The organism is Pseudoalteromonas rubra (assembly GCF_005887115.1).
In the GTDB taxonomy this organism is placed as follows: domain Bacteria; phylum Pseudomonadota; class Gammaproteobacteria; order Enterobacterales; family Alteromonadaceae; genus Pseudoalteromonas; species Pseudoalteromonas rubra_F.
In genome coordinates this window covers 33,427-54,744 of record NZ_PNCJ01000001.1, presented here as the reverse complement: position 1 = coordinate 54,744, position 21,318 = coordinate 33,427, and the positions used below count along the sequence as shown (strand labels likewise).

Here is a 21,318-nt window from a genome sequence, read left to right as displayed (position 1 = left end):
CTTTTTTATATCGATATGGATTGGTATTACAAATCGTAACTGAAGGTCAGGCCAAAGACCCGCGGCTCACCATATTGCACGTAGCGACTGGTTTCATAGCCAATGCGTGGGTCATTCATAATGTAGAATCCCCGAACCGGTACATCACGATCGGCCAGGTTACGACCCCATGCGGTGAGTGACCACTGCTCGCCATAATAGCTCACACTGGCATTGATCAGGTTTTGACTCGGTGCTTGTTCATTGTGACTGTCAGAGAAGAAGTAATCGTCTTTACCTTCGAGCCCCAAAGTCACAACCAGGTTTTCCAGTACACTGTAGTCTGCTGAGAAAGCATATTGGTACTTAGGTGCCTGCGCCTGCTCGCGACCATCGAAGTTTTCACCTGATGTAGTCACAAAGTCTTCAATTTTAGTATCGAGATAACCCAGGCTGTAGTTCAGCGTCAGCTGATCTGTGATCAGACGTTGGCCTTCAATTTCCAGACCATAGTTTTCGCCTTTACCTGCGTTACTGATGAAGCCTGCAAACTGCACGCCGCTCACTTGCCACTGTTTGAGCTGCATGTCCTCACGCTCCATATAGAAAGCTGTGACTGCAAGTGTGTGTTTTTTATCTTCTGACTGACCTTTCACGCCAAACTCAGCATTCCACAGGTACTCTGGTTCAAACGAAAATGCTGAGGCTGGGATGCTGAACCCATCATCTTTGGCTTTCGCCAGCGCTTCTCCATTGGCGCCACCGACTTTATAGCCCCGGCTAAGGCTGGTATAGATCATGGTACGGGGCACAACCTGATATTCCAGCGCTAGCTTACCACCGACCATAGTGTCATCCTGATCTATGGCGAAGCCATTGGAGTCTGTATATTCGCTGTCATAGCGCTCCACACGTAACCCCGTGATCAAGCGGGTTTGTTCGTTTAAGTGGGTAACTTTTTGGCCAAACACTGCCTGGTTGGAGACATCATAGTGAGACTTAAAAGTTGCGTTTCTGCGGCTGAGTGCGACATCACGACGCTGTGCATAGGCACCTATGACCCAGTCGCCTTGCTTGTCTTTGAGCTTCATTTCGAGGCTGCCACGTTCGTGATCACGCAGATAGTTATCAAAGCCAACATAGTGATCCGGGTGTAACCCGGCGGCGCAAAGCTCTGCCTGAGTCGCATCATGACAGGTCCAGTCTTCGTCGTAGCTATACTCAGTATCAGCCTGCAACCCTGTGCCTTGAAGCTCGATATCAAAGGCGCTCAGACCGGTATACAACGCACTGAGTGCAAAGGCGTCGCTTTTTTGTGTGTCTTTACCAGGCTGATTGGCCACACTGTTACGTGTATTATCCAGTGTAAAGCCATCATAGCCATTATCAATATTGATATGATGCACTGCCAGATTTACAGTCAATGCGTCTGTCAGCTGGCTGCTCAGTTTAAAACGTGCCAGCCGCTCTTCCTGGTCCTGAGTTGGCTTGTCCAAGTAAAGGTTATCAACATAGCCATCTGAGCCGCGTTGATACAAACTAAAGCGTGCTGCGGTGTTTTCGGTCAATCCCGTACCTGCGGCCAGACCCGCTTCATAGCTGTTGTAGTTGCCGGCGCCTATGCGTAGTTTCAGGTCCGTGTCCTGAGTTGGGGCATGAGACTGCAGATCGATTAATCCGCCCATCGCGTCGGCACCGAAACGTGTTCCCTGAGGACCGCGATACAAGGTCACTTGGTCAATATCAAACAATAATGCACTGCCACCCAGGCCTGAATAGTTAATGCCATCGACCAGCATACCCACACTCGGGGTGATGGGGTCAACAAACTGGGAGCGCAGGCCCACACCACGGATCTGCACAAAGCGACCGCGAGAGGCTCCAGCGGTAAAGTTCACATTGGCTGTGCTGTTCAGTAACTCGTCCAGATAACTGGCGCCGCGATGGGTCATTTCAACTTCACCCATCACACTGGCGCTGGCACTCAGTGTTTGCAGAGATTCTCTTTGGAAGTCGCCAGTGACCTCAATGGTTTCAAGGGGCGCGGCGGTACGTGATTCATCAGCTGCGGCTTGGTATGACAGGGCAGCCAACAGGCTGAGGCTAAGCGAAGAAAGTTTAAGCTTCATGTCTTATCTTGTTCCATTTTTGATTGCGCACAGTGTAGCAAAAGCCCGACCAGTTAACAGTTAATATGTGTTATAAATTCGGCAACTTAGTCAAGAGGAAAGGCCATGACATTTAAGCTTGATTTCAAAGTCAGGGATTACGAATGTGATCTGCAGGGGATTGTGAATAACAGTGTCTATTTTAATTATCTGGAGCATGCCAGACATGAATTTTTGATTGCCAATGGCGTTGATTTTGCTGCGCTGGCAGAGCAGAAAATCAATCTGGTAGTGATCCGCTCTGAAATGAATTACAAGGATTCATTGAAACCGGGCGACGCATTTTATGTTGAAGTTGAAACACTGCGGATCAGTAAACTTAAGTTCGCATTTATCCAGCGTATTATCCGAGCCGAAGACGACAAGCTCATGCTGGACGCGGTTGTCACCGGGACATCTGTGAATGAAAGGGGCCGGCCGTTCCTACCTGAGGAAATTGATCAGCTTTTCGGCTGATATTTTTACTAAAAAGGCAGAAAATTACAGATTTTTACTGCCTTTTCCACGCCGCCTGACGTTATAATATTAATCATATTTTAAGCGGTTGGTTTACCATGAAAAATTCCATTCTTATATGCCTGATGTGCGTATTAATGGCATGTTCCAGTACAGGGAAGGTAACCAGGGAACAGCTTAAGCACTCTCACTGGCAGTTAATTCAGGTTGATGGTCGTCTTGTCACAGAGGCCTCACCCATAGAAATTGAATTTCTGGACGCTCTACAGGTGGTTGGTTTCGCAGGTTGTAATCGGTTTTTTGCAGAGGGCAACATGGAATCTGAGGTGCTCACACTGAGTAAGCTGGGGATGACTCGCAAGTCTTGCGGAAATACCTTAGACAGCCAGGAAGTACAGTTTTTAGAGATGCTACAACAAGGTGCCAGTGTGACCTTTGTGAATAGCAAGCTACAGCTGAAAGGCCAGCAAACCTGGCAATTTAAAGCGCTGGACGCAGAGTCTTTGACTAACTAAGCGCGATTCAGTACACTTTTTCACAGTTCGTTACTTGTCGGAGTGCCCATCTGGGCTGAGATCGCAGTATTGCGGGATCCGTGGACCTGATCAGGTTAATGCCTGCGTAGGGAACAAGCTACCTAAGTTGGTATATCGCAAGATATCTAGGTTGCCAGCCATGTTGTGCCTGTGCCAACATGATCCACTGAATGAAACCAACACACAGTATTTTGCTGTGGATTTGGTTTGGACCCTTCTCGCTCCCTTTGCGGAGTTCTGACAAGACACCTTAACTTAACAATGAGGCATGTCATGTCAAACAACAGTAGCAAGTTATCACGTCGTGAGTCGCGCGAGGCCGCGTCGGATTTTATCTATAACCTTACCGGACAACCTTTCCCAAATTCCGAGAAAGTGTATGTCGAGGGTGAGCAGGCGGGCGTGCGCGTCGGAATGCGCGAGATCACTTTGAGTGATTCATTTATTGGCGGTACTGAAGAAGAGCCAATCTATGAGAAAAATGAACCGGTTCGTGTCTACGATACCTCAGGCCCTTACACCGATCCGGAGTTTAAGCTGGATGTGCGCAAAGGCTTGCCGAAATTCCGTGAGCAGTGGATTTTAGACCGCGACGATACCGAAGTGCTGGAGTCGGTCACGTCGCAGTTTTCTCAGCAGCGTATGGCGGACGAAGGTCTGGACCATATTCGTTTTGAAAACCTGCCTAAGATCCGTCGCGCTAAGCCCGGACAGAATGTGACACAAATGCACTATGCACGTCGTGGTATTGTGACCCCGGAAATGGAGTACGTCGCCATTCGTGAAAACATGGGTCGTGCTAAAATTCGTGAAGAGTTGCTGGCGCAGCAGCACAAGGGCCAGTCGTTTGGTGCTGAGATCCCAGACTTTATTACCCCCGAATTTGTCCGTTCTGAAATTGCACGTGGTCGCGCTATCTTGCCAAACAATATCAACCACCCGGAAACCGAACCTATGATTGTCGGTCGTAACTTCCTGGTGAAGGTGAATGCCAACATAGGTAATTCCTCGGTGACCTCTTCGATTGAAGAAGAAGTGGAAAAGCTGGTGTGGTCAACCCGTTGGGGTGCCGATACTGTCATGGACTTGTCGACTGGCCGATATATCCACGAAACCCGTGAGTGGGTGGTACGTAATTCACCGGTGCCGATCGGTACGGTGCCGATTTATCAGGCGCTGGAAAAAGTGAACGGCGTGGCAGAAGATCTGACCTGGGAAATTTTCCGCGATACGCTGATTGAGCAAGCCGAGCAGGGCGTTGACTACTTCACCATTCACGCAGGTGTGCTGCTACGCTATGTGCCTATGACGGCGAAGCGAGTGACGGGCATTGTTTCGCGCGGTGGCTCCATCATGGCCAAATGGTGTCTGGCGCACCATAAAGAAAACTTCCTGTACACCCACTTTGAAGACATCTGCGAGATCATGAAGCAATACGATGTCTGTTTCTCTCTGGGCGATGGTCTGCGTCCGGGTTCAATCGCCGATGCCAATGACGAAGCGCAACTCTCTGAGCTGCGTACTTTGGGTGAGCTGACCACGATTGCCTGGAAGCATGACGTACAAGTATTCATTGAAGGGCCGGGCCATGTGCCAATGCACCTGATCAAAGAAAACATGGATGAGCAATTAAAGCATTGTCATGAAGCGCCTTTCTATACTCTTGGTCCGCTGACCACAGATATTGCTCCTGGCTACGATCACTTCACCTCCGGGATTGGTGCAGCGCAGATCGCCTGGTACGGTACCGCAATGTTGTGTTACGTGACACCAAAAGAGCACCTGGGCCTGCCCAATAAAGAAGACGTGAAAGAAGGTTTGATCACCTACAAGATTGCGGCGCATGCGGCGGATCTGGCCAAAGGTCATCCGGGCGCGCAGATCCGTGACAATGCCCTGTCTAAAGCGCGTTTTGAGTTCCGCTGGCACGATCAGTTTAATCTGAGCCTGGACCCGGAGCGGGCATTGTCTTACCACGACGAAACACTGCCTCAGGAGTCGGGTAAAGTGGCGCACTTCTGCTCTATGTGTGGTCCTAAGTTCTGCTCTATGAAGATCACCCAGGATGTGCGCGACTATGCCAAACAGCTCGAAGCCGAGGGCATAGATCCAAATAATGCCGGTGAAGCTATCGCCATCAAAATGATTGATGTGGAAGCCGAAATGAAAAATAAATCACGCGAATTTAAAGAAACGGGTTCGGAGCTTTACCACAAAGCGTTGTGATTTAGGGTAGCGGGCCCCTTCGGGCCCGTATGGAGGCAAGATGTCCCAGACAAACAAACCACGCGTTGCCATTGTCGGCTTTGGTCTGACAGGGCGGGTTGCGGCGCTGATGCTGGCAGAGCAGTATCAGCTAAGCGTATTTGAGCGTGACCTGGTCGCGGCGCCTGCCAGTGTCGGCACTTTGGCCGCGGCGATGCTCGCGCCCATGGCCGAATCCGTGATCTGTGAACAAGACCTGGCAGAGCAGGGCTTACATGCCATGGCATTATGGCCCGAGTTGCTGGCCAAACTCGATGCGCCTGTATTCTTTCAGCAGCAGGGCACAGTGATCGTCGCGCACCAGCAAGACAGGGGCGATTTGCTGAGTTTCCAGCGGCGCCTTAAACCGCTGGCTGGCCATCAGGCGCAAAACCTGGATGGTCACGGCATTGGTGCGCTGGAACCTGAACTGGCTGGCCGCTTTCACCAGGGACTGTATTTACCCTGTGAGGGCCAGCTCGATAACCTGGCATTCTATGCTGCCAGCCTTCGCACCTTACAAAACAGGGGCGTGCGCTTTCATGAAGGGGCAGAGGCACACATCGCACAAGGGCGGGTCAATGGTGAAGCGTTTGACTGGATCATTGACTGCCGCGGGCTGGATGCCAAAAAAGACAGCCCCGGTCTGCGCGGGGTGCGTGGCGAAGTTGCACGCATTTATGCGCCGGAGGTGAGTTTGCAGCGTCCGGTGCGTCTGATGCATCCGCGTTATCCACTCTATATTGCGCCTAAACCAAATCACGAGTTTGTCATCGGGGCGACCGAAATTGAGTCTCAGGATCGGGGAGATATTACAGTCCGCTCGACACTGGAGCTGCTGTCGGCTGCATATACAGTACACAGTGGCTTTGCCGAGGGGCGAGTGATGTCGCTGCGCGCAGGTTTGCGCCCGGCGTATAAAGATAATCGCCCGCATATTAGCGTCACTGATAATGTGATCCGCATTAACGGCCTGTATCGGCATGGCTTTTTGCTGGCACCCGCTGTGGTGCAACACGCGTTACAACAAGGGGTATTATGAATATTAGTTACAATGGTCAGGCGCTCACGCTGTCACAGCCACAGTCTTTGCTGGAGGTGATTGAAGCACAAGGGGCAAAGGCGCCCTTTGCGGTGGCGCTGAACGGGCAATTTGTGCCGCGCAGCACGTTGGCCCAGCAGCGGCTGCAAGAAGGTGACAGCATCGAGTTGCTATCGCCTATTCAGGGGGGCTAATGATGCACAGTGATAAACCGTTAACCATTTACGGTGAGCAGTTCGACAGTCGCTTGCTGATAGGCTCAGCACTTTACCCCTCGCCGGAAATTATGCAGCAAAGCCTGGTGGCTTCGCAGGCGCAAATTGTCACTGTCTCACTGCGACGCCAGAACTCAGTGTCGGCCGGAGACGACTTTTGGCAACTGATCAAGGATACCGGATTGCGGGTGCTACCTAACACCGCCGGGTGCCACAGTGTTAAAGAAGTGGTGACACTGGCGCAAATGTGTCGGGAAGTGTTTGCGACTGACTGGATCAAGCTGGAACTCATCGGCGATGAATACAATTTACAACCCGATCCGATTGCGCTGCTTGAAGCCACCGAAATCCTGATAAAGCAGGGATTTAAAGTGCTGCCGTATTGCACCGATGATTTAGTGGTGTGTCAGCGCCTGGCGGATCTGGGCTGCGAAGTACTGATGCCCTGGGGCGCGCCCATTGGCACCGGGAAAGGGTTACTGAATCCTTATAATCTGAAAACCATTCGTGAACGTTTGCCTGACCATACTCTGATTGTCGACGCGGGACTCGGTTTACCATCGCATGCGGTACAAGCCCTGGAGCTTGGTTACGATGCCGTGTTGCTAAACTCTGCCATTGCCGGTGCCGGTTGTCCGGTAACCATGGCTAGTGCTTTTAATCATGCGGTAGTTGCCGGGCGTGCCGCCTATGTGGCGCAGGCCATGCCGGAGAAAGAAGTTGCAGCGCCTTCCACCCCGACGATGGGGATGCCCTTTTGGCATCAGAATTAAACACGCGCTATAGTGACGCTAAGCCTTTGTGGCGCAAAGTACTTAATTAATCATGCGCCCATATTCAACAGAGTAAGTAGGAGTAATTGTGGCTGAACTGGTATGGACCATTGCCGGGTCGGATTCGGGCGGCGGCGCCGGGATTCAGGCGGATGTCAAAGCAATGCACAGTTTTGGTGTGCAAACCTGCACAGCCGTGACAGCGCTGACGGCGCAAAATAGTTTGGCGGTTGAAGAGATCAACGCGGTCTCGAGTGAAGTGCTGGAATCTCAGCTGCTGGCACTCGAAGCCGACTTAAAAGCAACCGTTATCAAGATTGGCATGCTGGCCAACAGCACACAGATCCAGCTGGTGGCAGAGCATTTGGCGCAGTACAGGAGTCGCTGGGACAATCCCCCTGTGATTGTGTTCGACCCGGTTGCCATTGCATCCAGTGGCGATGCGCTGACCGAAGAAGATACCCTGGATGCGTTGAAAAAATACTTATTACCTCTGGTCGATGTGATCACACCCAATACGCAGGAGACGCAAGTATTGACTGGCGTGTATCTGATTGGTCCGGATGCCGTCAGGGACGCTGCCCGCAAGCTGCGTGAATTTGGCGTCAAATCGGTGATCATTAAAGGGGGTCACTGGGATTATCCCAGTGGTTATTGCATCGATTATTGCTGGAGTGAGGACGAAGAGTATTGGCTGGGTAATGAAGCGATACAAACACCGCATAGCCACGGCACCGGCTGTAGCTTTGCATCTTCTGTTGCGGCTTGCCTGGCCAAAGGCTACCCGATCAAAGATGCCTTCATTCTGGCCAAAGCTTATATCAATCAGGGGCTGAAGTTAGCACAGCGCTTTGGTGAGGGCAGGGGCCCCTTAGCACACTGCGGATTTCCAGAGAATATCTCGGACTTTCCTCAGGTGATAGAGCCTGGCAGCTGGCTGGGTGACGAGCTGGAATTTGCCGTCAGTGAAGAGTTTAACTTTGCCGCCGGCTTTGCTCCGGTGGGAGAAGAGCTGGGGCTTTATGCCGTCGTTGACTCGGTAGACTGGGTTGAAAAGTGTCTGGCTGAGGGCGTGAAAACGGTGCAACTCAGGATTAAACAGGCTGATCACGCGACCCTGGAAGAAGACATACAGTGTGCAATCACCCTGGGTGAGAAATATCAGGGCCGGGTCTTTATTAACGACCACTGGGAGCTGGCCATTCGCCATGGCGCTTATGGGGTGCATCTTGGTCAGGAAGATCTGGATTCGGCGAATCTGGTTGCCATTCAGCAGGCGGGGTTACGCCTGGGCGTGTCTACGCATGGGTTTTATGAAATGCTGCGGGCTCACAACTATCGGCCCAGCTACCTGGCGTTTGGCGCGATTTACCCGACCACCACTAAGGACATGTCCGGACAGATCCAGGGGCTCGAAAAGCTCAGGCACTTTGTGCCTCTGATGCGTGAAACCTATCCCACCGTGGCCATTGGCGGCATTGACCTCACTCGTGCTCCTCAGGTTGCCGCCACCGGAGTGGGCAGTGTGGCGGTGGTGCGCGCCATCACCGAGGCGGCGGATTATAAACAGGCTATTATTGACCTGAAACGGGCCACAGGCGAATCATGAGTACAGAGCTCAGTGACAAAGAGCGGCTAAGGTACAGCCGCCATTTACTGCTCAACGAAGTATCGGAAGCCGGTCAGCTGCGCCTAAAACAAGCGCGGGTGGCCGTGGTGGGCTGTGGTGGTTTGGGCAGCCCAGCGCTGTTTTATCTGGCGGCAAGTGGAGTCGGGCAGCTGACTTTTTGTGATGATGATGCGGTTGAGTTGTCTAATTTGCAAAGGCAAATTTTGTATAAGGTCAGTCACATTGGCCAGCCAAAAGCGAAGGCAGCGGGTAAGGTTTTAGCGAGCCTGAATAACCAAATTTCACTGATCCCACAGCCTGTGAAGCTTAGTCGCAGCAATATAGACAGCATATTGCAAGACAGTGACTTGATCCTGGATTGCAGCGACAACTTCGCCACGCGCTATTTGCTCAATCAGTATTGTGTACAACACCGTAAGGTCCTGATCTCGGGTGCTGCGCTGGGAACTCAGGGACAGTTTATGACCTTTGATTTCAGGGTGTCCTCTGTGTGTTATCACTGCATTTTTCCACAGTCTTCTGCGCAACCGGTATTGAATTGTCAGAACGCAGGTGTGGTGAGCCCGTTATTGGGCATTATCGGCTCTATGCAGGCGATGAAAGCAGTCAGTTTAATTATCTCTGATGTGCCTGATAAACACAGCGAAATGATAGTGGTCGATGCTTTGAGCTTGCAGCAACGGCAGTTTACGCTGGAAAGAGATACGGCATGTAGCGTGTGTAGCTAATGCGATAGACGATTAAAAAAGCCCGCTTCTGCGGGCTTTTTTGAGCGAATTATCCGGCTTAGTCGCGGATGGTCGCAAATGGGGTGCCCATACGGGTAACGGTTTCTGGCAATTGGTTGGCCAGGAAGTCGGCCTTGTCTTCTCCCCAGGCCAAAATAACCGTCGAGCCCAGCTTAAAGCGGCCCATCTCGTCGCCTTTTTTCAGTTTAACGGCGTTGTCGCCCTCTGCGGGATAATCCCAGCTAAAGACGTCTTTACCGGCTGGTGGCGTGACCGTACCCGCCCAGATGGTTTCGATGCTGGCCACTATAGTGGCGCCCACCAGTACCATAGCCAGTGGACCTATTTCAGTGTCAAAGATTGCGACTACCCGCTCATTACGAGCAAACAGATTAGGGACGTTTTGCGCAGTCAGCGGGTTGACCGAGAACAGATCGCCAGGTACGTAGATCATCTTTTTCAGCGTACCATCAAGGGGCATATGAATACGGTGATAGTCTTTGGGTGCCAGATAGATAGTGGCAAATTTACCACCAAGATATGGCGCCACATCCGACTCTTTGCCCCCCAGTAGGGTTTGCAGGCTGTAGTCATGACCCTTTGCCTGAATGATCTGACCATCGACCACATCGCCCAGCTGGCTAATGGCACCGTCGACCGGGTGAGCCACAATGCTGGCTTCTTCGGCAAGTGGGCGGATCCCCGGCTTCAGCGGACGGGTAAAGAATTCATTAAAGGTTTTATAGTGAGCTGGATCTTCATGCAGGGCTTCACTCATGTCTATCTTGTACTGCTTGATAAACAATTTAATTAAGGTGGTCGTCAGTGCGCCCGCTTCGGCTGCGGCCAGTTTTCCCACCAAACGTGATACGGCATGTTTGGGTAAAGCATATTGCAGGGCAATCTTTAGTTTATCCAAGTTCACTTTTATTATTCCTGAAAAAATTTTGAAGATAGTATCAAACTCTTGGCGCGCGCGCACCTGCGCGACCATCCGCCATTGACTCCAGAATACGGTGATAGCTGTCAAAGCGCAGTTCGCTGATCTTGCCCTCATCAACCGCTTCCAGGATCAGACAGCCCGGATCGTTGAGGTGTTTGCAATCGCGAAAACGACAGCCGCCGATAAATTCACGAAACTCTTTAAAACACCAGGTTACCCGCTCTACTTCGAGGTGCCACAGACCGAATTCACGGATCCCCGGACTGTCTATCAGGTTACCGCCACTGGGCAGGTGATGCAGTTTAGAAACCGTGGTGGTGTGTTGGCCCAGGCCACTGTTCTCAGAGACTTCCTGCGTCAGGATAGCGGCATCAGGCAGGACGGTATTCACTAACGTGGATTTACCCACACCGGATTGGCCAACAAAGATGTTGTTCTTGTCTGTTAGCAGGGCTTTGAGCTCATCAATCCCTTGGCCTGTTTTGTTACTCACCAGCAGGACGCGGTAACCTAGCTCACGATAGATATCCAGCACTTCATCAACATAGTCGAGGCCTTCGTCATCGAGCAGATCGATCTTGTTGAGTAACAGAATAGGCTCAATGCCCATGTCTTCACAGGCGACCAGGTAGCGGTCAATGATCTGCGGGGTGAATTCAGGTACTACAGCGGATACCATTAAAATTTGGTCAATATTGGCTGCCACCACTTTTACGCCGTCGTAAAAATCCGGACGAGTGAGCTGAGAGCGGCGAGGCTCGACGGCTTCTATCACGCCGGCCAGATCGCCTTCGCTGACTTTGGCGCGACGAAAAATCACGTCATCGCCACATACTATGCTGGTGACAGTACGGCGAATATTACAGCGCAGCACGTCGCCATTTTCGCACTCGACATCGGCGTGCTGGCCAAAGCGACTGATCACCACCGCGGGTTCTGTGGGGCCCAGGTTATCGGTTTGCCAAGTCACCTGAGTGTCGGATTGTTGTTTCGCTTTATGCAAGCGTTTTTGATGGTTGGCACTGATCCGTCTGGACTGGCCCTTACTGAGTTTTTTGCGTTTTGCCATATCTTATAAACTCGCGACACGATTTATTGCTATCGAGTGGTATACAGGCCAATCATGGACTATAACTCAATAAATTGCCCCGCTTTGTAAAAAAAAGCTTTTGGTCGAGTGATGAAGCTAATATGATATATCTAATTGCATTGGATCTAAAGGAAAGTACCGTTAGGTAGTGTATGTCTTTTCATGAATCAAACCTGATCTGGCTCGACTTAGAAATGACGGGTCTGGAACCTAAAACAGATAGGATCCTCGAAATTGCCACTGTGATCACCGACTGTGATCTGAATGTACTGGCCGAGGGACCTGTAATTGCTATCCATCAAAGTGATGATTTACTTGATAATATGGATGAGTGGTGTACAAACCAGCATGGCCGTTCCGGTCTGACTGCGCGTTGTAAGGCCAGCACTCACTCTGAATCTGATGCAATCAAACAAACATTAGACTTCCTGAAACAATGGGTACCACCGGGCAAATCGCCGATGTGTGGTAACTCGATTGGTCAGGATCGTCGCTTCCTCAATAAATACATGCCTGAGCTGGAAGAATATTTCCACTACCGCAACCTGGACGTCAGCACGATTAAAGAGCTGGCACGTCGTTGGAAGCCTGAGCTGTTAAATGGGATCCACAAAAAGAGCTCTCACCTGGCTCTGGACGACATCAAAGACTCCATTATGGAGTTGAAGGTTTACCAGCAAAAATTCTTCAATCTTTAAAAAATTTAGAAAAAGTACTTGCAATGCTTTTTCTATCTTGTAGAATCCTGCCCCGCTCAAGACGGCAAAGCTTATTTGTCTTTGGGGTGTAGTATTGTAAAGCGGCACTAACTCAGCTGCTAAAACGTTAGACGCGACCCGTCGCGCATCAGCGTTTAAAATATGAGTAATCAGGAATGCGGCACTGGCTCTGCTGCTAAAATGTTAGACGCGACCTGTCGCGCACCAGCGTTTTAATATTCCATAACTTATGAAGCGGCACTAGCTCAGCTGGTAGAGCGCGACCTTGCCAAGGTCGAGGTCACGAGTTCGAACCTCGTGTGCCGCTCCAACACTTCTTCAGGTGTATAAACTAGATACTTTCTATGATGCAGCAATGGCTCAGCTGCTAAACGTTAGACGCGACCCGTCGCGAACCAGCGTTTAAATTCAATCGAGCAAATAATGAAGCGGCACTAGCTCAGCTGGTAGAGCGCGACCTTGCCAAGGTCGAGGTCACGAGTTCGAACCTCGTGTGCCGCTCCAACACTTCTTCAAGTGTATAAACTAGATACTGTCTATGAAGCGGCACTAGCTCAGCTGCTAAAACGTTAGACGCGACCTTTCGTGCTCCAGCGTTTGAAACATGAGTAATCAGGAATGCAGCACTGGCTCTGCTGCTAAAATGTTAGACGCGACCCGTCGCGCACCAGCGTTTTAATATTCCATAACCTATGAAGCGGCACTAGCTCAGCTGGTAGAGCGCGACCTTGCCAAGGTCGAGGTCACGAGTTCGAACCTCGTGTGCCGCTCCAACACTTCTTCAGGTGTATAAACTAGATACTTTCTATGATGCAGCAATGGCTCAGCTGCTAAACGTTAGACGCGACCCGTCGCGGACCAGCGTTTAAATTCAATCGAGCAAATAATGAAGCGGCACTAGCTCAGCTGGTAGAGCGCGACCTTGCCAAGGTCGAGGTCACGAGTTCGAACCTCGTGTGCCGCTCCAACTCTCTCTTCTCCTTATATCCAAATTTTCTCACTCTGACTTACACACTCAACTTTAAATCTTATTCCACCAATTTTCATTGATAAACTGATTGCTTATTTTTAGTTCGACACGTAAAATACGCGCTCTTTCGGCCTAACTAACTTTAGTTCCTTGCCTTACCCCGACTGGCCGAAACGGGACAAGGCTATATTAACCGTAAGGAATATCCATGCGTCATTACGAAATCGTATTCATGGTTCACCCAGACCAAAGTGAGCAAGTACCTGGTATGATCGAGCGTTATACTGGTGCCATCACAGAAGCTGGCGGTAAAATCCACCGTCTAGAAGACTGGGGCCGTCGTCAACTGGCTTACCCAATCGAAAAGCTTCACAAAGCACACTATGTTCTGTTGAACGTTGAAGCACCTACTGAAGTAATCAGCGAGCTTGAAACTTCTTTCCGCTACAACGATGCAGTGCTTCGTAACCTGGTTATGCGTACTAAGAACGCTGTAACTGAAGCGTCTCCTCTTGCTAAAGAAGAGAAAAAAGAAGCAGCAACTGCTTAATCGTTATTGATTCGGAATTGACCTGGTAGTTTGGTGAGCATTCAGTCTGAACTGTATACAAACCAGCTGGTATTATCCGGCACGGTCTGTAAGCCACCTAAGTACAGTCAAAGCCCCGCGGGTATCGCGCATTGTATTTTTGTTTTAGAACATAAGTCGATGCAGGTAGAAGCTGACCTAAATCGTAATAGTTATGTACGTATTCAGGTGGTTGCCAGCGGACAGCAGTTCCGGACTCAACTAGAGCATTTATGCGTTGGGCAGACCTTACAGGTACGCGGTTTTTTAAACCGACACGAGAGCCGAAGTGGCTTGAGTCAGCTTGTATTACATGCACAACATATTGAAAGAATTAATTGAGGAAATTTACTCATGGCACGTTATTTCAGACGTCGTAAGTTCTGCCGTTTCAAAGCGGAAGGCGTACAACAAATCGATTACAAAGATCTGGCTACTCTTAGAAACTACGTAACAGAAAGTGGCAAAATCGTACCTAGCCGTATCACAGGTACTAGCGCTAAATATCAGCGTCAGCTAGCAACTGCTATTAAGCGTGCTCGCTACCTAGCCCTTCTTCCGTACACTGACTTACACAAGTAAGCAGCTGATTAACAGTTTTTAAAAGGTGTAGAGACATGCAAGTTATTCTACTAGACAAGATCGCAAACCTAGGTGGCCTAGGTGACCAGGTTTCTGTTAAATCTGGTTTCGCACGTAACTTCCTTTTCCCTAAGGGTAAGGCAGTTCCTGCAACTAAAGCTAACATCGAAACTTTCGAAGCACGTCGTGCTGAGCTTGAAGCGAAAATCGCTGAAGAGCTAGTTGCTGCACAAGCGCGCGCTGAAAAACTAGAAGCACTTGCTGAAGTGACTCTGGTTTCTAAAGCGGGTGACGAAGGTAAGCTGTTCGGTTCTATCGGTACTCGCGATATTGCCGACGCTATCACTGCAGTAGGTCTGGAAGTTGCTAAGTCAGAAGTTCGTCTGCCTACCGGTACTATCCGCGAAACAGGTGAATTCGACGTATCAATCCAGCTTCACACTGACGTGACAACAGCTATCAAAGTAATCGTGATCGCTGAAGCTTAATAATATTAAGCACCAACCGCGTGTATCTGCACGCGGTTGTATTCCCAATCTCTGAAAGACAATAACAACTCCAATTTTCAGTGTGTGGATCTGATGATTATCGGGATCATCATGGAAGGTTTACAACACAAGTCGGAAATTTAATCCAAATCAAAACAACAGCGCTCGTAAACGGCTTATAGTCTTTATGGGAACAAATGACGCTGGTATTTAATGGTCTGACCACCGTGTAGCCTTGAGGCACATCGTCGGCTGTTATCTCGTGTAAGCGCGTTCCTGTTTTAGATAATTCCGTTCTGTGATATTTTAGTTAACTGTTTTTATTACAGGCACTTTTTTTTATTGGTTAAATGTCATACAGTCTTATTCAGGCGTTAATGACAGCGTTATCATTTAGGTGGGAAACCCAATATGCTTAAAACCTCCAGAATGCGTGGATTTACTTTAATTGAGCTGCTGATCGCCATTGCGATCGTCGCCATTCTGGCCAGTGTGGCATTGCCAAACTATGGTCAGTATGTACGTGAAAGCAGACGACTGGATGCACAGCACTTGCTGTTACAAACCAGTGCCACGTTGGAGCGTATCTATTCCCGTAATGGTGGTTACCCGAATGATCAGACTTTTCAAAGCCTGCCTGCTGCTGAACACTACACGTTCAGCTACGAAGCGCGTAATAAGCCACAAGGTGCCAACGGTGATTTTCGTAATATGGGCTATATTTTAAAGGCGACACCATTGGCTGCAGGTGGTCAGACTGGCGACATTTGCGGAGTACTCACGCTGGACCATTTAGGCAATCAGGGAGGTAACCTGAATGACTGTTGGTAAGTACACCCAGCACGGTGTAACACTGATTGAGTTGTTGATGGTTCTGGCCATCATTGCCATTCTGGCTGTTACGGCTGCGCCGTCTTTAATTGGCCAAATTAAACAGGACAGGGTGAATACCACAGCAAATCAGCTAAGCAGCTTTTATCGCTTTGCCCGCAGTGAAGCGGTAAAGCGCGAAGTGCCAGTAAAACTGGAACTTGAAAACAATGACTGGGTAATGAAGGTGGTCGAGCAGGGTCAGGAAATCACGTTAAAACGGTTTACGATTGACCACACAGCAGTAGCCGTGAACCTGGTTGACAGAACACTGCGCTCAAGCGGTGAGCTCAGTGCATTCAGTAACATACTGATATCGGATAACGATGCAACAACGGACGATGTTCGTTTATGCATCTTACACAGTGGGCAAAGTTGGTTGGGTAAGGCGACAGACAATTGCGCGTAGTTTCGGGGTTTTCATTGCTGGAAGTGATGGTGTCTATGGTAATCGCAGCCATTGCATTGCTCGGCCTTGCCGCAGCCCAGATCAAGGCCATGCAGTTTGCACAGAACAGTTTTAATTATACCGTGGCTTTGATCCACGCTCAGAATGCGATAGAGCGTATTTGGCCCGACATTTGCCATTATCAGAGTGTCAATACCAGCCTGAATCCGGTTGCCAACCCGACAGCAGCCTGGCTATACCCGAATGATCCTCGCTTCACGCTAACGCTGCCCGACACTTTCAGTCTCGATATGAGCCTGACGGTTAGCTGGCACGACGAACGTATGACCAATACAGGCGTGGACCAAGTCTCTTTGCACGCCAGTTTTGTCAATGAATGTTTGTGAGTCGATTGATGAATTGCCGTGGATTTACTTTACTTGAGCTGCTGATTGCACTGGCGATAGGCTTGTTTATGCTCGGAGGTATTGCCGTGGCCTATTCGACCATTCGCAGCACTATTGCCGTGAATCAGGAGCTGGCACAAGCACAGGAAGTGATCCGTTATACCAGCCAGCTAATGACCCGTAGCATTAAGCAAACTGCGACCACACCTCAGGTCATGCTTAACGGTGAGGCACTAGAAGTCAGTCAGGTTGCCAATACGCCGGCCTGCGATGGCAGCGTGCCTTCAGTGGCTTATACAGAAACCTTTTCTTTGCTTGATGGCTACTTATTATGCGATCTCAGTTCGGACAATTTACCGGCACAACGTTTATTGCGTGGTGTGAATGATCTGAGTTTTGCCGTCAATGGTCTTATTACTTCTATTATTGTGACACCGGATGGCATGCCTTTACAGTATGCCGCGGGGATCCAGATAGATATTGCAGCAAGTCAGCAGGTGCTGGCGACGGCGAACTGGTGATTGTCATGGCAATACAAACATTGCAACAGCGTGGATTTACCCTGATAAAAGTGATGCTACTCAGCTCGGTCGCCAGTGTGGTGGTCTTTGCTGCATTTAAAGATACCCTAGTACAGGAGCGTCTCAGTGGTAATTATCAAAAAGACCTGAATGCCCGTTTACTGGCTGAGAAAGGGGTGATCGAACGGGGGCAGGCGCTTAAAGCGGCACTCACTAATAACCCAAACCTGACACTGGAGCAGGCTGTGCAGCAGATAGGGGCGGGTCTGGGGAGCGGCGAACTTGATGGCACGCGTTTTGATGCCCAGTTGTCGGTCAACGGTGATGAAGTGGCGATTGCCAGCCTGGGACAGCGTTATGATGATCAGGCCCAGGCGCGTATGATCTCTTACTTTAAATATACGCCCCCCGAGCGCAGCTCAGTGTTCCAAAACGCCGTTACCGGGTGTAAAGGTGTAAATCTTGCGGGCAGTGGTTTGGTTGACAGTTATGACTCCACTCAGGGCAGCTATGAAGATACTAAAACCAGCAATGGCGATGTGAACACTGTGATTGGCGATGCCGATGTGGTGCTAAATGGTCACTCTCCTATTATGGGGGACGTTAAAGCATCGGGTATTCTGTATCTAAAGGGATCTTCACCTGTTGTCGGTACTGTTCAGTCTAATACTGGTATCGATATTTCCGCGGGCAGTGGCGTGCGGGTTGATGGCGATGTGCTCACTCAGGGGTTTGTAAAGCACAACGGTGGACAGATTACGGGTGTGCTGCGCGCGAACGGCGACGTGACGATGAAGTGGGGCGCTGAAATCCTTAATCAAAACCGCTCAGAGCTAGACATTATGTATGGTGGCACGGGAGCTTTTCAGAGCAGCCATATGCAAGATGGGCTGCACTATTCAGCCGACCGCTTCAACGTTAACCCAGAAGTAGAGGCAGTGCGGGTGTACGATCCAAGTTCCCCGGACTATGATCCCAGTGACCCCGATAAAGAATGTGATCCACTGGCCTTGCCTTTGAATATGCCCTCTGTGATCGACAGCAATAACAACTATGTGGACTTTACCGTCGGGGCGCAGACGGACTATGTGTTTACCCCGAGTGAAGGCCGTTATATACGTGGAGGTAGTGGCACCTGGTCATCGAGCCCCGCAGACATTTATTTGTTTCAGCACCTTACGCAAAACCATGGTCAGGGCAATACCAGCAACGAGTATGTGTTTGGGATGAAAAATATGAAGCTGACCAGTGATGGCACCATTACCATTGAGGGAGGAGATGTTATCTGGCTGGTTGATGGTGATTTCAAAATGACGGGACACACCAGTATTACCATCAAAGCAGGCAGCAGTCTGGCGATTTTTGTTACCGGCAAGGTTGATTTTGGTGCCAGTGGAATCGTGATCACAGAGCGCGAAGGCATGACTGATAGCGGCTTTCCAAGTTTGAGTATCTTCTCTTCTTACTCTGGCCAAAATGGCATTACTCTCAGAGGTGCCAGCTCCGTGTATGCCGTGATTTATGCACCTGTTACCAGCATCGCAATGCGGGGAAGCGGTCAGTTTTACGGCACTATCCGAGGTGCAACCATAGATGCCACTGGCGGTAGTGGCGTGCATTTTGATGAAGCACTGAAAAACTTTAACCTTGGTAATGGTGGTGTGGTTACGCCGGCTAAGCTTGAGTTTATGGGCTGGCGCTTTGAGTCTGGTGAAGATTACCAGGCACCAGATGAGGATGACGAATAGCACGGTGTTATAGTCGCTTTCTCAGTATAGAAAAATTTTTCCTCTTTGTTTAAACCTTTTGCTCTTCTCCCCGCGTCTTACCCTTCAAACATCGCACATTGGGTCACTTTCTTTATTACATCTGATGTGTCACGATGATGGCTCGGTAACGAGGGAATACTCTATGATAATCAATGCCAAAGAGGCATTTAACCAAGATAAGATTGAGGCGTTAGTGCTGCGTGCCCAACAAGGCGAACAGGTGGCATTTGAACAGCTTTATCAACAGTGTTATCGCAGGGTGTATGGACTGTGTTTACGTTTGCTGGCCGATCAGGCACACGCGGAGGATGCGACGCAGGAGGTGTTTGTTCAGCTATGGCATAAAATCGCTCAGTTTCAGGGGCAGTCAAAATTCACGACCTGGCTTCACAGCGTCACGTCGAATGTTGCTATCAGTTATTTGCGTAAGCAAAAAAACTGGCTGCAAAAAGTCGTCAGCCTGGAAGACAGTGGTATGGAACAAACTGAACTCGCGCAATGTGACTCGCTCAATGGGCTAGATAAGCTGGTACTGCGGTTACCGGAACGCGCTCGCTTGGTGTTTGTCTTACATGCGGTTGAAGGGTATCGCCATGAAGAAGTAGCGGGTATGTTGAATATGGCGGTGGGCTCTAGTAAGTCTCAGTTTCACCGGGCCAGGAAATTGTTACAGGAGTGGTACGACAATGAGTAAACCTACATTCGAGCAGTTTCTGAAACAACAACTGCCACGGCAACAAGATCAGGATCAACTCCCTGAGCCGAGAAAAGATTTATGGCAGGGTATTGAAAAGGCGATCAACTTGCCCGCTGCAGAGCCTCGCTCAGCCAGTCCCTGGGTTAAGCTGGCAGGCGTTGCGGCCTGCGTTTCTGCGGGCCTGCTGAGCTGGCAGGTCATCATGACGCAGCCCAAGCAAGACACTATGACGAATATGAGTGCGTTCTTCGAGCAGAAAAAACAGACGTTACTGGTTCAGTATGAGGCACAACCTGCACTGACACAGGATTGGCAGGTGCCATTACAGGAGCTGGAAGAAGCAGAGCAGGCCATCAAGCTGGCTCTGACAAAAGATCCCGATAATGCAGCCCTGCTCAAAATGCTGGCTCAGGTATACCAGCAGCAGCTGGATTTAATCACTAAGGTACATCAGCCCCAGTGGCAACAGATTTAGGAGAGAAGCATGAAAGCAATCATTTTAGGACTGGCCACGCTGCCGCTGTTTGCCCTGGCGGGTGACAAGATTGACGAGCAGATTGAGGTGCCGCTAAATGGTAAAGTGGTCATCGAAAACCAGCGTGGTAAAGTCACGATTAAGTCATGGGACAAGCCAAGCTTTAAAGTCAGTGGTGAGCTAGATGAACTGGCCGAGGGCTATACGTTAGAAACTCAGGGTAATGTAACAGAGTTTATTGTCAAAATGCCGCGCCGCAATAAGGGGTGGAATAACAAGCGAGATGGTTCTCGGTTGACCATTTATATGCCAAAACAGAGTGAACTGGATTTTGAAGGGGTGAATGTTGATGTGGATGTCAGTAACTTTAGTGCAGGTGTAGCAGTAACCACCGTCAATGGGGACATTGAGGTGAACCAGGCAAGCGGTAAAATTGAACTGGAAACCGTCAACGGCGATATCGAAGGTAAAGAACTATCTGGTAACATCCGCTATGAAACAGTCAATGGCGATATTGAAGATATGGCCTCCAGCGGAAAACTACGTTTCAACGCGGTCAATGGTGGTATTGAGAGTATGACTCAGGCGAGTGATATTCGGGTTGAAAACGTCAATGGTGAAGTTGATTTCGATATTGCCAGCCTGAAAGACCTCAGAATGAGCACAGTCAATGGCGAGATTAATGTCAAAATGAGAGCTTTGGAAAAGCGAGCCAATATTCGTTTTGAATCAGTCAGTGGTGATGTCGACTTTTATTTTCCCACTAATCTGTCGGCGCGCTTTGATATCGATGCGCATGCCGGCGGGCGCATCATCAATGAACTGTCAGCAGACAAAGAAAAGAAGGCTAAATATGGGCCATCGCGTGAACTGGAGTTTGTGATTAACGACGGTGATGTGGATGTAGAAATCGATACTGTCAGTGGGCGTATTGCCCTGAAGAAGTTGTAAGACTCAGGTGGGACGTTCAATGAGGGCGTCCCTTCGTCAATATTAGCCTGATAATCTAGATTCATTTCCACCCCAATTGCGTATACAATAACAGGTCCGTCCCTTAGTG

The 21,318-nt window shown here is 49.8% G+C and carries 24 protein-coding genes, 4 tRNA genes and 1 riboswitch; of the genes, 25 read left to right on the top strand and 3 right to left on the bottom strand.

Going from position 1 to position 21,318, the window contains the following annotated elements; all coding sequences use genetic code 11:
• Positions 1-26: 26 nt before the first annotated feature.
• Positions 27-2,108, bottom strand: a complete 2,082-nt coding sequence (locus tag CWB98_RS00290) for a TonB-dependent receptor (RefSeq protein ID WP_138542998.1) — start codon at positions 2,106-2,108, stop codon at positions 27-29.
• Between the two features lie 105 nt (positions 2,109-2,213).
• On the opposite strand from CWB98_RS00290, the gene CWB98_RS00285 reads away from it, so the two are divergent.
• The 8 genes from CWB98_RS00285 (at position 2,214) to CWB98_RS00250 (ending at position 9,771) form a co-directional block, all read left to right on the top strand.
• The gene (locus CWB98_RS00285) at positions 2,214-2,603 is read left to right on the top strand and encodes an acyl-CoA thioesterase (RefSeq protein ID WP_138542997.1); all 390 of its coding nucleotides are present in this window, start codon (positions 2,214-2,216) and stop codon (positions 2,601-2,603) included.
• A gap of 137 nt (positions 2,604-2,740) precedes the next feature.
• Positions 2,741-3,118 carry an META domain-containing protein gene (locus tag CWB98_RS00280; RefSeq protein ID WP_249364557.1) on the top strand — a complete coding sequence of 126 codons (378 nt, stop codon included), beginning with the start codon at positions 2,741-2,743 and terminating at the stop codon, positions 3,116-3,118.
• 28 nt (positions 3,119-3,146) lie between these two features.
• Positions 3,147-3,248, top strand: a riboswitch (TPP riboswitch).
• 164 nt (positions 3,249-3,412) lie between these two features.
• Positions 3,413-5,365 carry a phosphomethylpyrimidine synthase ThiC gene (gene thiC / locus CWB98_RS00275; protein ID WP_138542996.1) on the top strand — a complete coding sequence of 651 codons (1,953 nt, stop codon included), beginning with the start codon at positions 3,413-3,415 and terminating at the stop codon, positions 5,363-5,365.
• A 40-nt stretch (positions 5,366-5,405) separates the two neighbouring features.
• A complete protein-coding gene (locus CWB98_RS00270; protein ID WP_138542995.1) occupies positions 5,406-6,425 on the top strand; it encodes an FAD-dependent oxidoreductase in 1,020 nt (339 codons plus the stop codon).
• A complete protein-coding gene (gene thiS, locus CWB98_RS00265; RefSeq protein ID WP_054016937.1) occupies positions 6,422-6,619 on the top strand; it encodes a sulfur carrier protein ThiS in 198 nt (65 codons plus the stop codon). Before CWB98_RS00270 ends, thiS begins: the two co-directional genes overlap by 4 nt.
• 2 nt (positions 6,620-6,621) lie before the next feature.
• Complete coding sequence (locus tag CWB98_RS00260; protein ID WP_054016936.1) at positions 6,622-7,413, top strand: thiazole synthase; 792 nt, start codon at positions 6,622-6,624, stop codon at positions 7,411-7,413.
• Between the two features lie 88 nt (positions 7,414-7,501).
• Positions 7,502-9,022, top strand: a complete 1,521-nt coding sequence (gene thiE / locus CWB98_RS00255; protein ID WP_138542994.1) for a thiamine phosphate synthase — start codon at positions 7,502-7,504, stop codon at positions 9,020-9,022.
• The gene (locus CWB98_RS00250; RefSeq protein ID WP_138542993.1) at positions 9,019-9,771 is read left to right on the top strand and encodes a HesA/MoeB/ThiF family protein; all 753 of its coding nucleotides are present in this window, start codon (positions 9,019-9,021) and stop codon (positions 9,769-9,771) included. Before thiE ends, CWB98_RS00250 begins: the two co-directional genes overlap by 4 nt.
• Before the next feature lie 58 nt (positions 9,772-9,829).
• Here the strand turns inward: CWB98_RS00250 and asd are convergent, their stop codons facing one another.
• Both asd and rsgA read right to left on the bottom strand, forming a co-directional pair.
• Positions 9,830-10,696 (bottom strand): archaetidylserine decarboxylase, encoded by an 867-nt coding sequence (gene asd, locus CWB98_RS00245; protein WP_125720180.1) that lies wholly within the window; start codon positions 10,694-10,696, stop codon positions 9,830-9,832.
• A gap of 34 nt (positions 10,697-10,730) precedes the next feature.
• Positions 10,731-11,783: a small ribosomal subunit biogenesis GTPase RsgA gene (gene rsgA / locus CWB98_RS00240; RefSeq protein ID WP_046004964.1), complete on the bottom strand. Its 1,053-nt coding sequence runs from the start codon at positions 11,781-11,783 to the stop codon at positions 10,731-10,733.
• Between the two features lie 173 nt (positions 11,784-11,956).
• On the opposite strand from rsgA, the gene orn reads away from it, so the two are divergent.
• The 17 genes from orn (at position 11,957) to CWB98_RS00155 (ending at position 21,209) form a co-directional block, all read left to right on the top strand.
• Entirely contained in the window at positions 11,957-12,502 is a 546-nt protein-coding gene (gene orn, locus CWB98_RS00235) for an oligoribonuclease (protein ID WP_046004965.1), read from the top strand.
• A gap of 255 nt (positions 12,503-12,757) precedes the next feature.
• A tRNA-Gly gene (locus CWB98_RS00230) sits at positions 12,758-12,833 on the top strand.
• A 118-nt stretch (positions 12,834-12,951) separates the two neighbouring features.
• A tRNA-Gly gene (locus tag CWB98_RS00225) sits at positions 12,952-13,027 on the top strand.
• Between the two features lie 193 nt (positions 13,028-13,220).
• A tRNA-Gly gene (locus CWB98_RS00220) sits at positions 13,221-13,296 on the top strand.
• A gap of 118 nt (positions 13,297-13,414) precedes the next feature.
• A tRNA-Gly gene (locus CWB98_RS00215) sits at positions 13,415-13,490 on the top strand.
• Between the two features lie 211 nt (positions 13,491-13,701).
• Entirely contained in the window at positions 13,702-14,043 is a 342-nt protein-coding gene (rpsF, locus tag CWB98_RS00210) for a 30S ribosomal protein S6 (RefSeq protein WP_010386261.1), read from the top strand.
• 30 nt (positions 14,044-14,073) lie between these two features.
• The gene (gene priB / locus CWB98_RS00205; RefSeq protein WP_138542992.1) at positions 14,074-14,403 is read left to right on the top strand and encodes a primosomal replication protein N; all 330 of its coding nucleotides are present in this window, start codon (positions 14,074-14,076) and stop codon (positions 14,401-14,403) included.
• A gap of 12 nt (positions 14,404-14,415) precedes the next feature.
• Complete coding sequence (gene rpsR / locus CWB98_RS00200) at positions 14,416-14,643, top strand: 30S ribosomal protein S18 (RefSeq protein WP_002962753.1); 228 nt, start codon at positions 14,416-14,418, stop codon at positions 14,641-14,643.
• Positions 14,644-14,678: 35 nt separating this feature from the next.
• Positions 14,679-15,131, top strand: a complete 453-nt coding sequence (rplI, locus tag CWB98_RS00195) for a 50S ribosomal protein L9 (RefSeq protein WP_054016932.1) — start codon at positions 14,679-14,681, stop codon at positions 15,129-15,131.
• 411 nt (positions 15,132-15,542) lie between these two features.
• Positions 15,543-15,962, top strand: a complete 420-nt coding sequence (locus CWB98_RS00190; RefSeq protein ID WP_138542991.1) for a type IV pilin protein — start codon at positions 15,543-15,545, stop codon at positions 15,960-15,962.
• Entirely contained in the window at positions 15,949-16,410 is a 462-nt protein-coding gene (locus CWB98_RS00185; protein WP_138542990.1) for a pilus assembly FimT family protein, read from the top strand. The genes CWB98_RS00190 and CWB98_RS00185 overlap by 14 nt, the downstream gene beginning before the upstream one ends.
• Positions 16,401-16,796 (top strand): type IV pilus modification PilV family protein, encoded by a 396-nt coding sequence (locus CWB98_RS00180; RefSeq protein ID WP_138542989.1) that lies wholly within the window; start codon positions 16,401-16,403, stop codon positions 16,794-16,796. Before CWB98_RS00185 ends, CWB98_RS00180 begins: the two co-directional genes overlap by 10 nt.
• A complete protein-coding gene (locus CWB98_RS00175) occupies positions 16,793-17,317 on the top strand; it encodes a prepilin-type N-terminal cleavage/methylation domain-containing protein (RefSeq protein WP_171045544.1) in 525 nt (174 codons plus the stop codon). The genes CWB98_RS00180 and CWB98_RS00175 overlap by 4 nt, the downstream gene beginning before the upstream one ends.
• A gap of 5 nt (positions 17,318-17,322) precedes the next feature.
• A complete protein-coding gene (locus tag CWB98_RS00170; RefSeq protein ID WP_138542987.1) occupies positions 17,323-19,065 on the top strand; it encodes a DUF7305 domain-containing protein in 1,743 nt (580 codons plus the stop codon).
• A 163-nt stretch (positions 19,066-19,228) separates the two neighbouring features.
• Complete coding sequence (locus tag CWB98_RS00165) at positions 19,229-19,780, top strand: RNA polymerase sigma factor (RefSeq protein WP_138542986.1); 552 nt, start codon at positions 19,229-19,231, stop codon at positions 19,778-19,780.
• Positions 19,773-20,258 carry a hypothetical protein gene (locus CWB98_RS00160; protein ID WP_138542985.1) on the top strand — a complete coding sequence of 162 codons (486 nt, stop codon included), beginning with the start codon at positions 19,773-19,775 and terminating at the stop codon, positions 20,256-20,258. Before CWB98_RS00165 ends, CWB98_RS00160 begins: the two co-directional genes overlap by 8 nt.
• A gap of 9 nt (positions 20,259-20,267) precedes the next feature.
• A complete protein-coding gene (locus CWB98_RS00155) occupies positions 20,268-21,209 on the top strand; it encodes a DUF4097 family beta strand repeat-containing protein (RefSeq protein ID WP_138542984.1) in 942 nt (313 codons plus the stop codon).
• Positions 21,210-21,318: the final 109 nt, after the last annotated feature.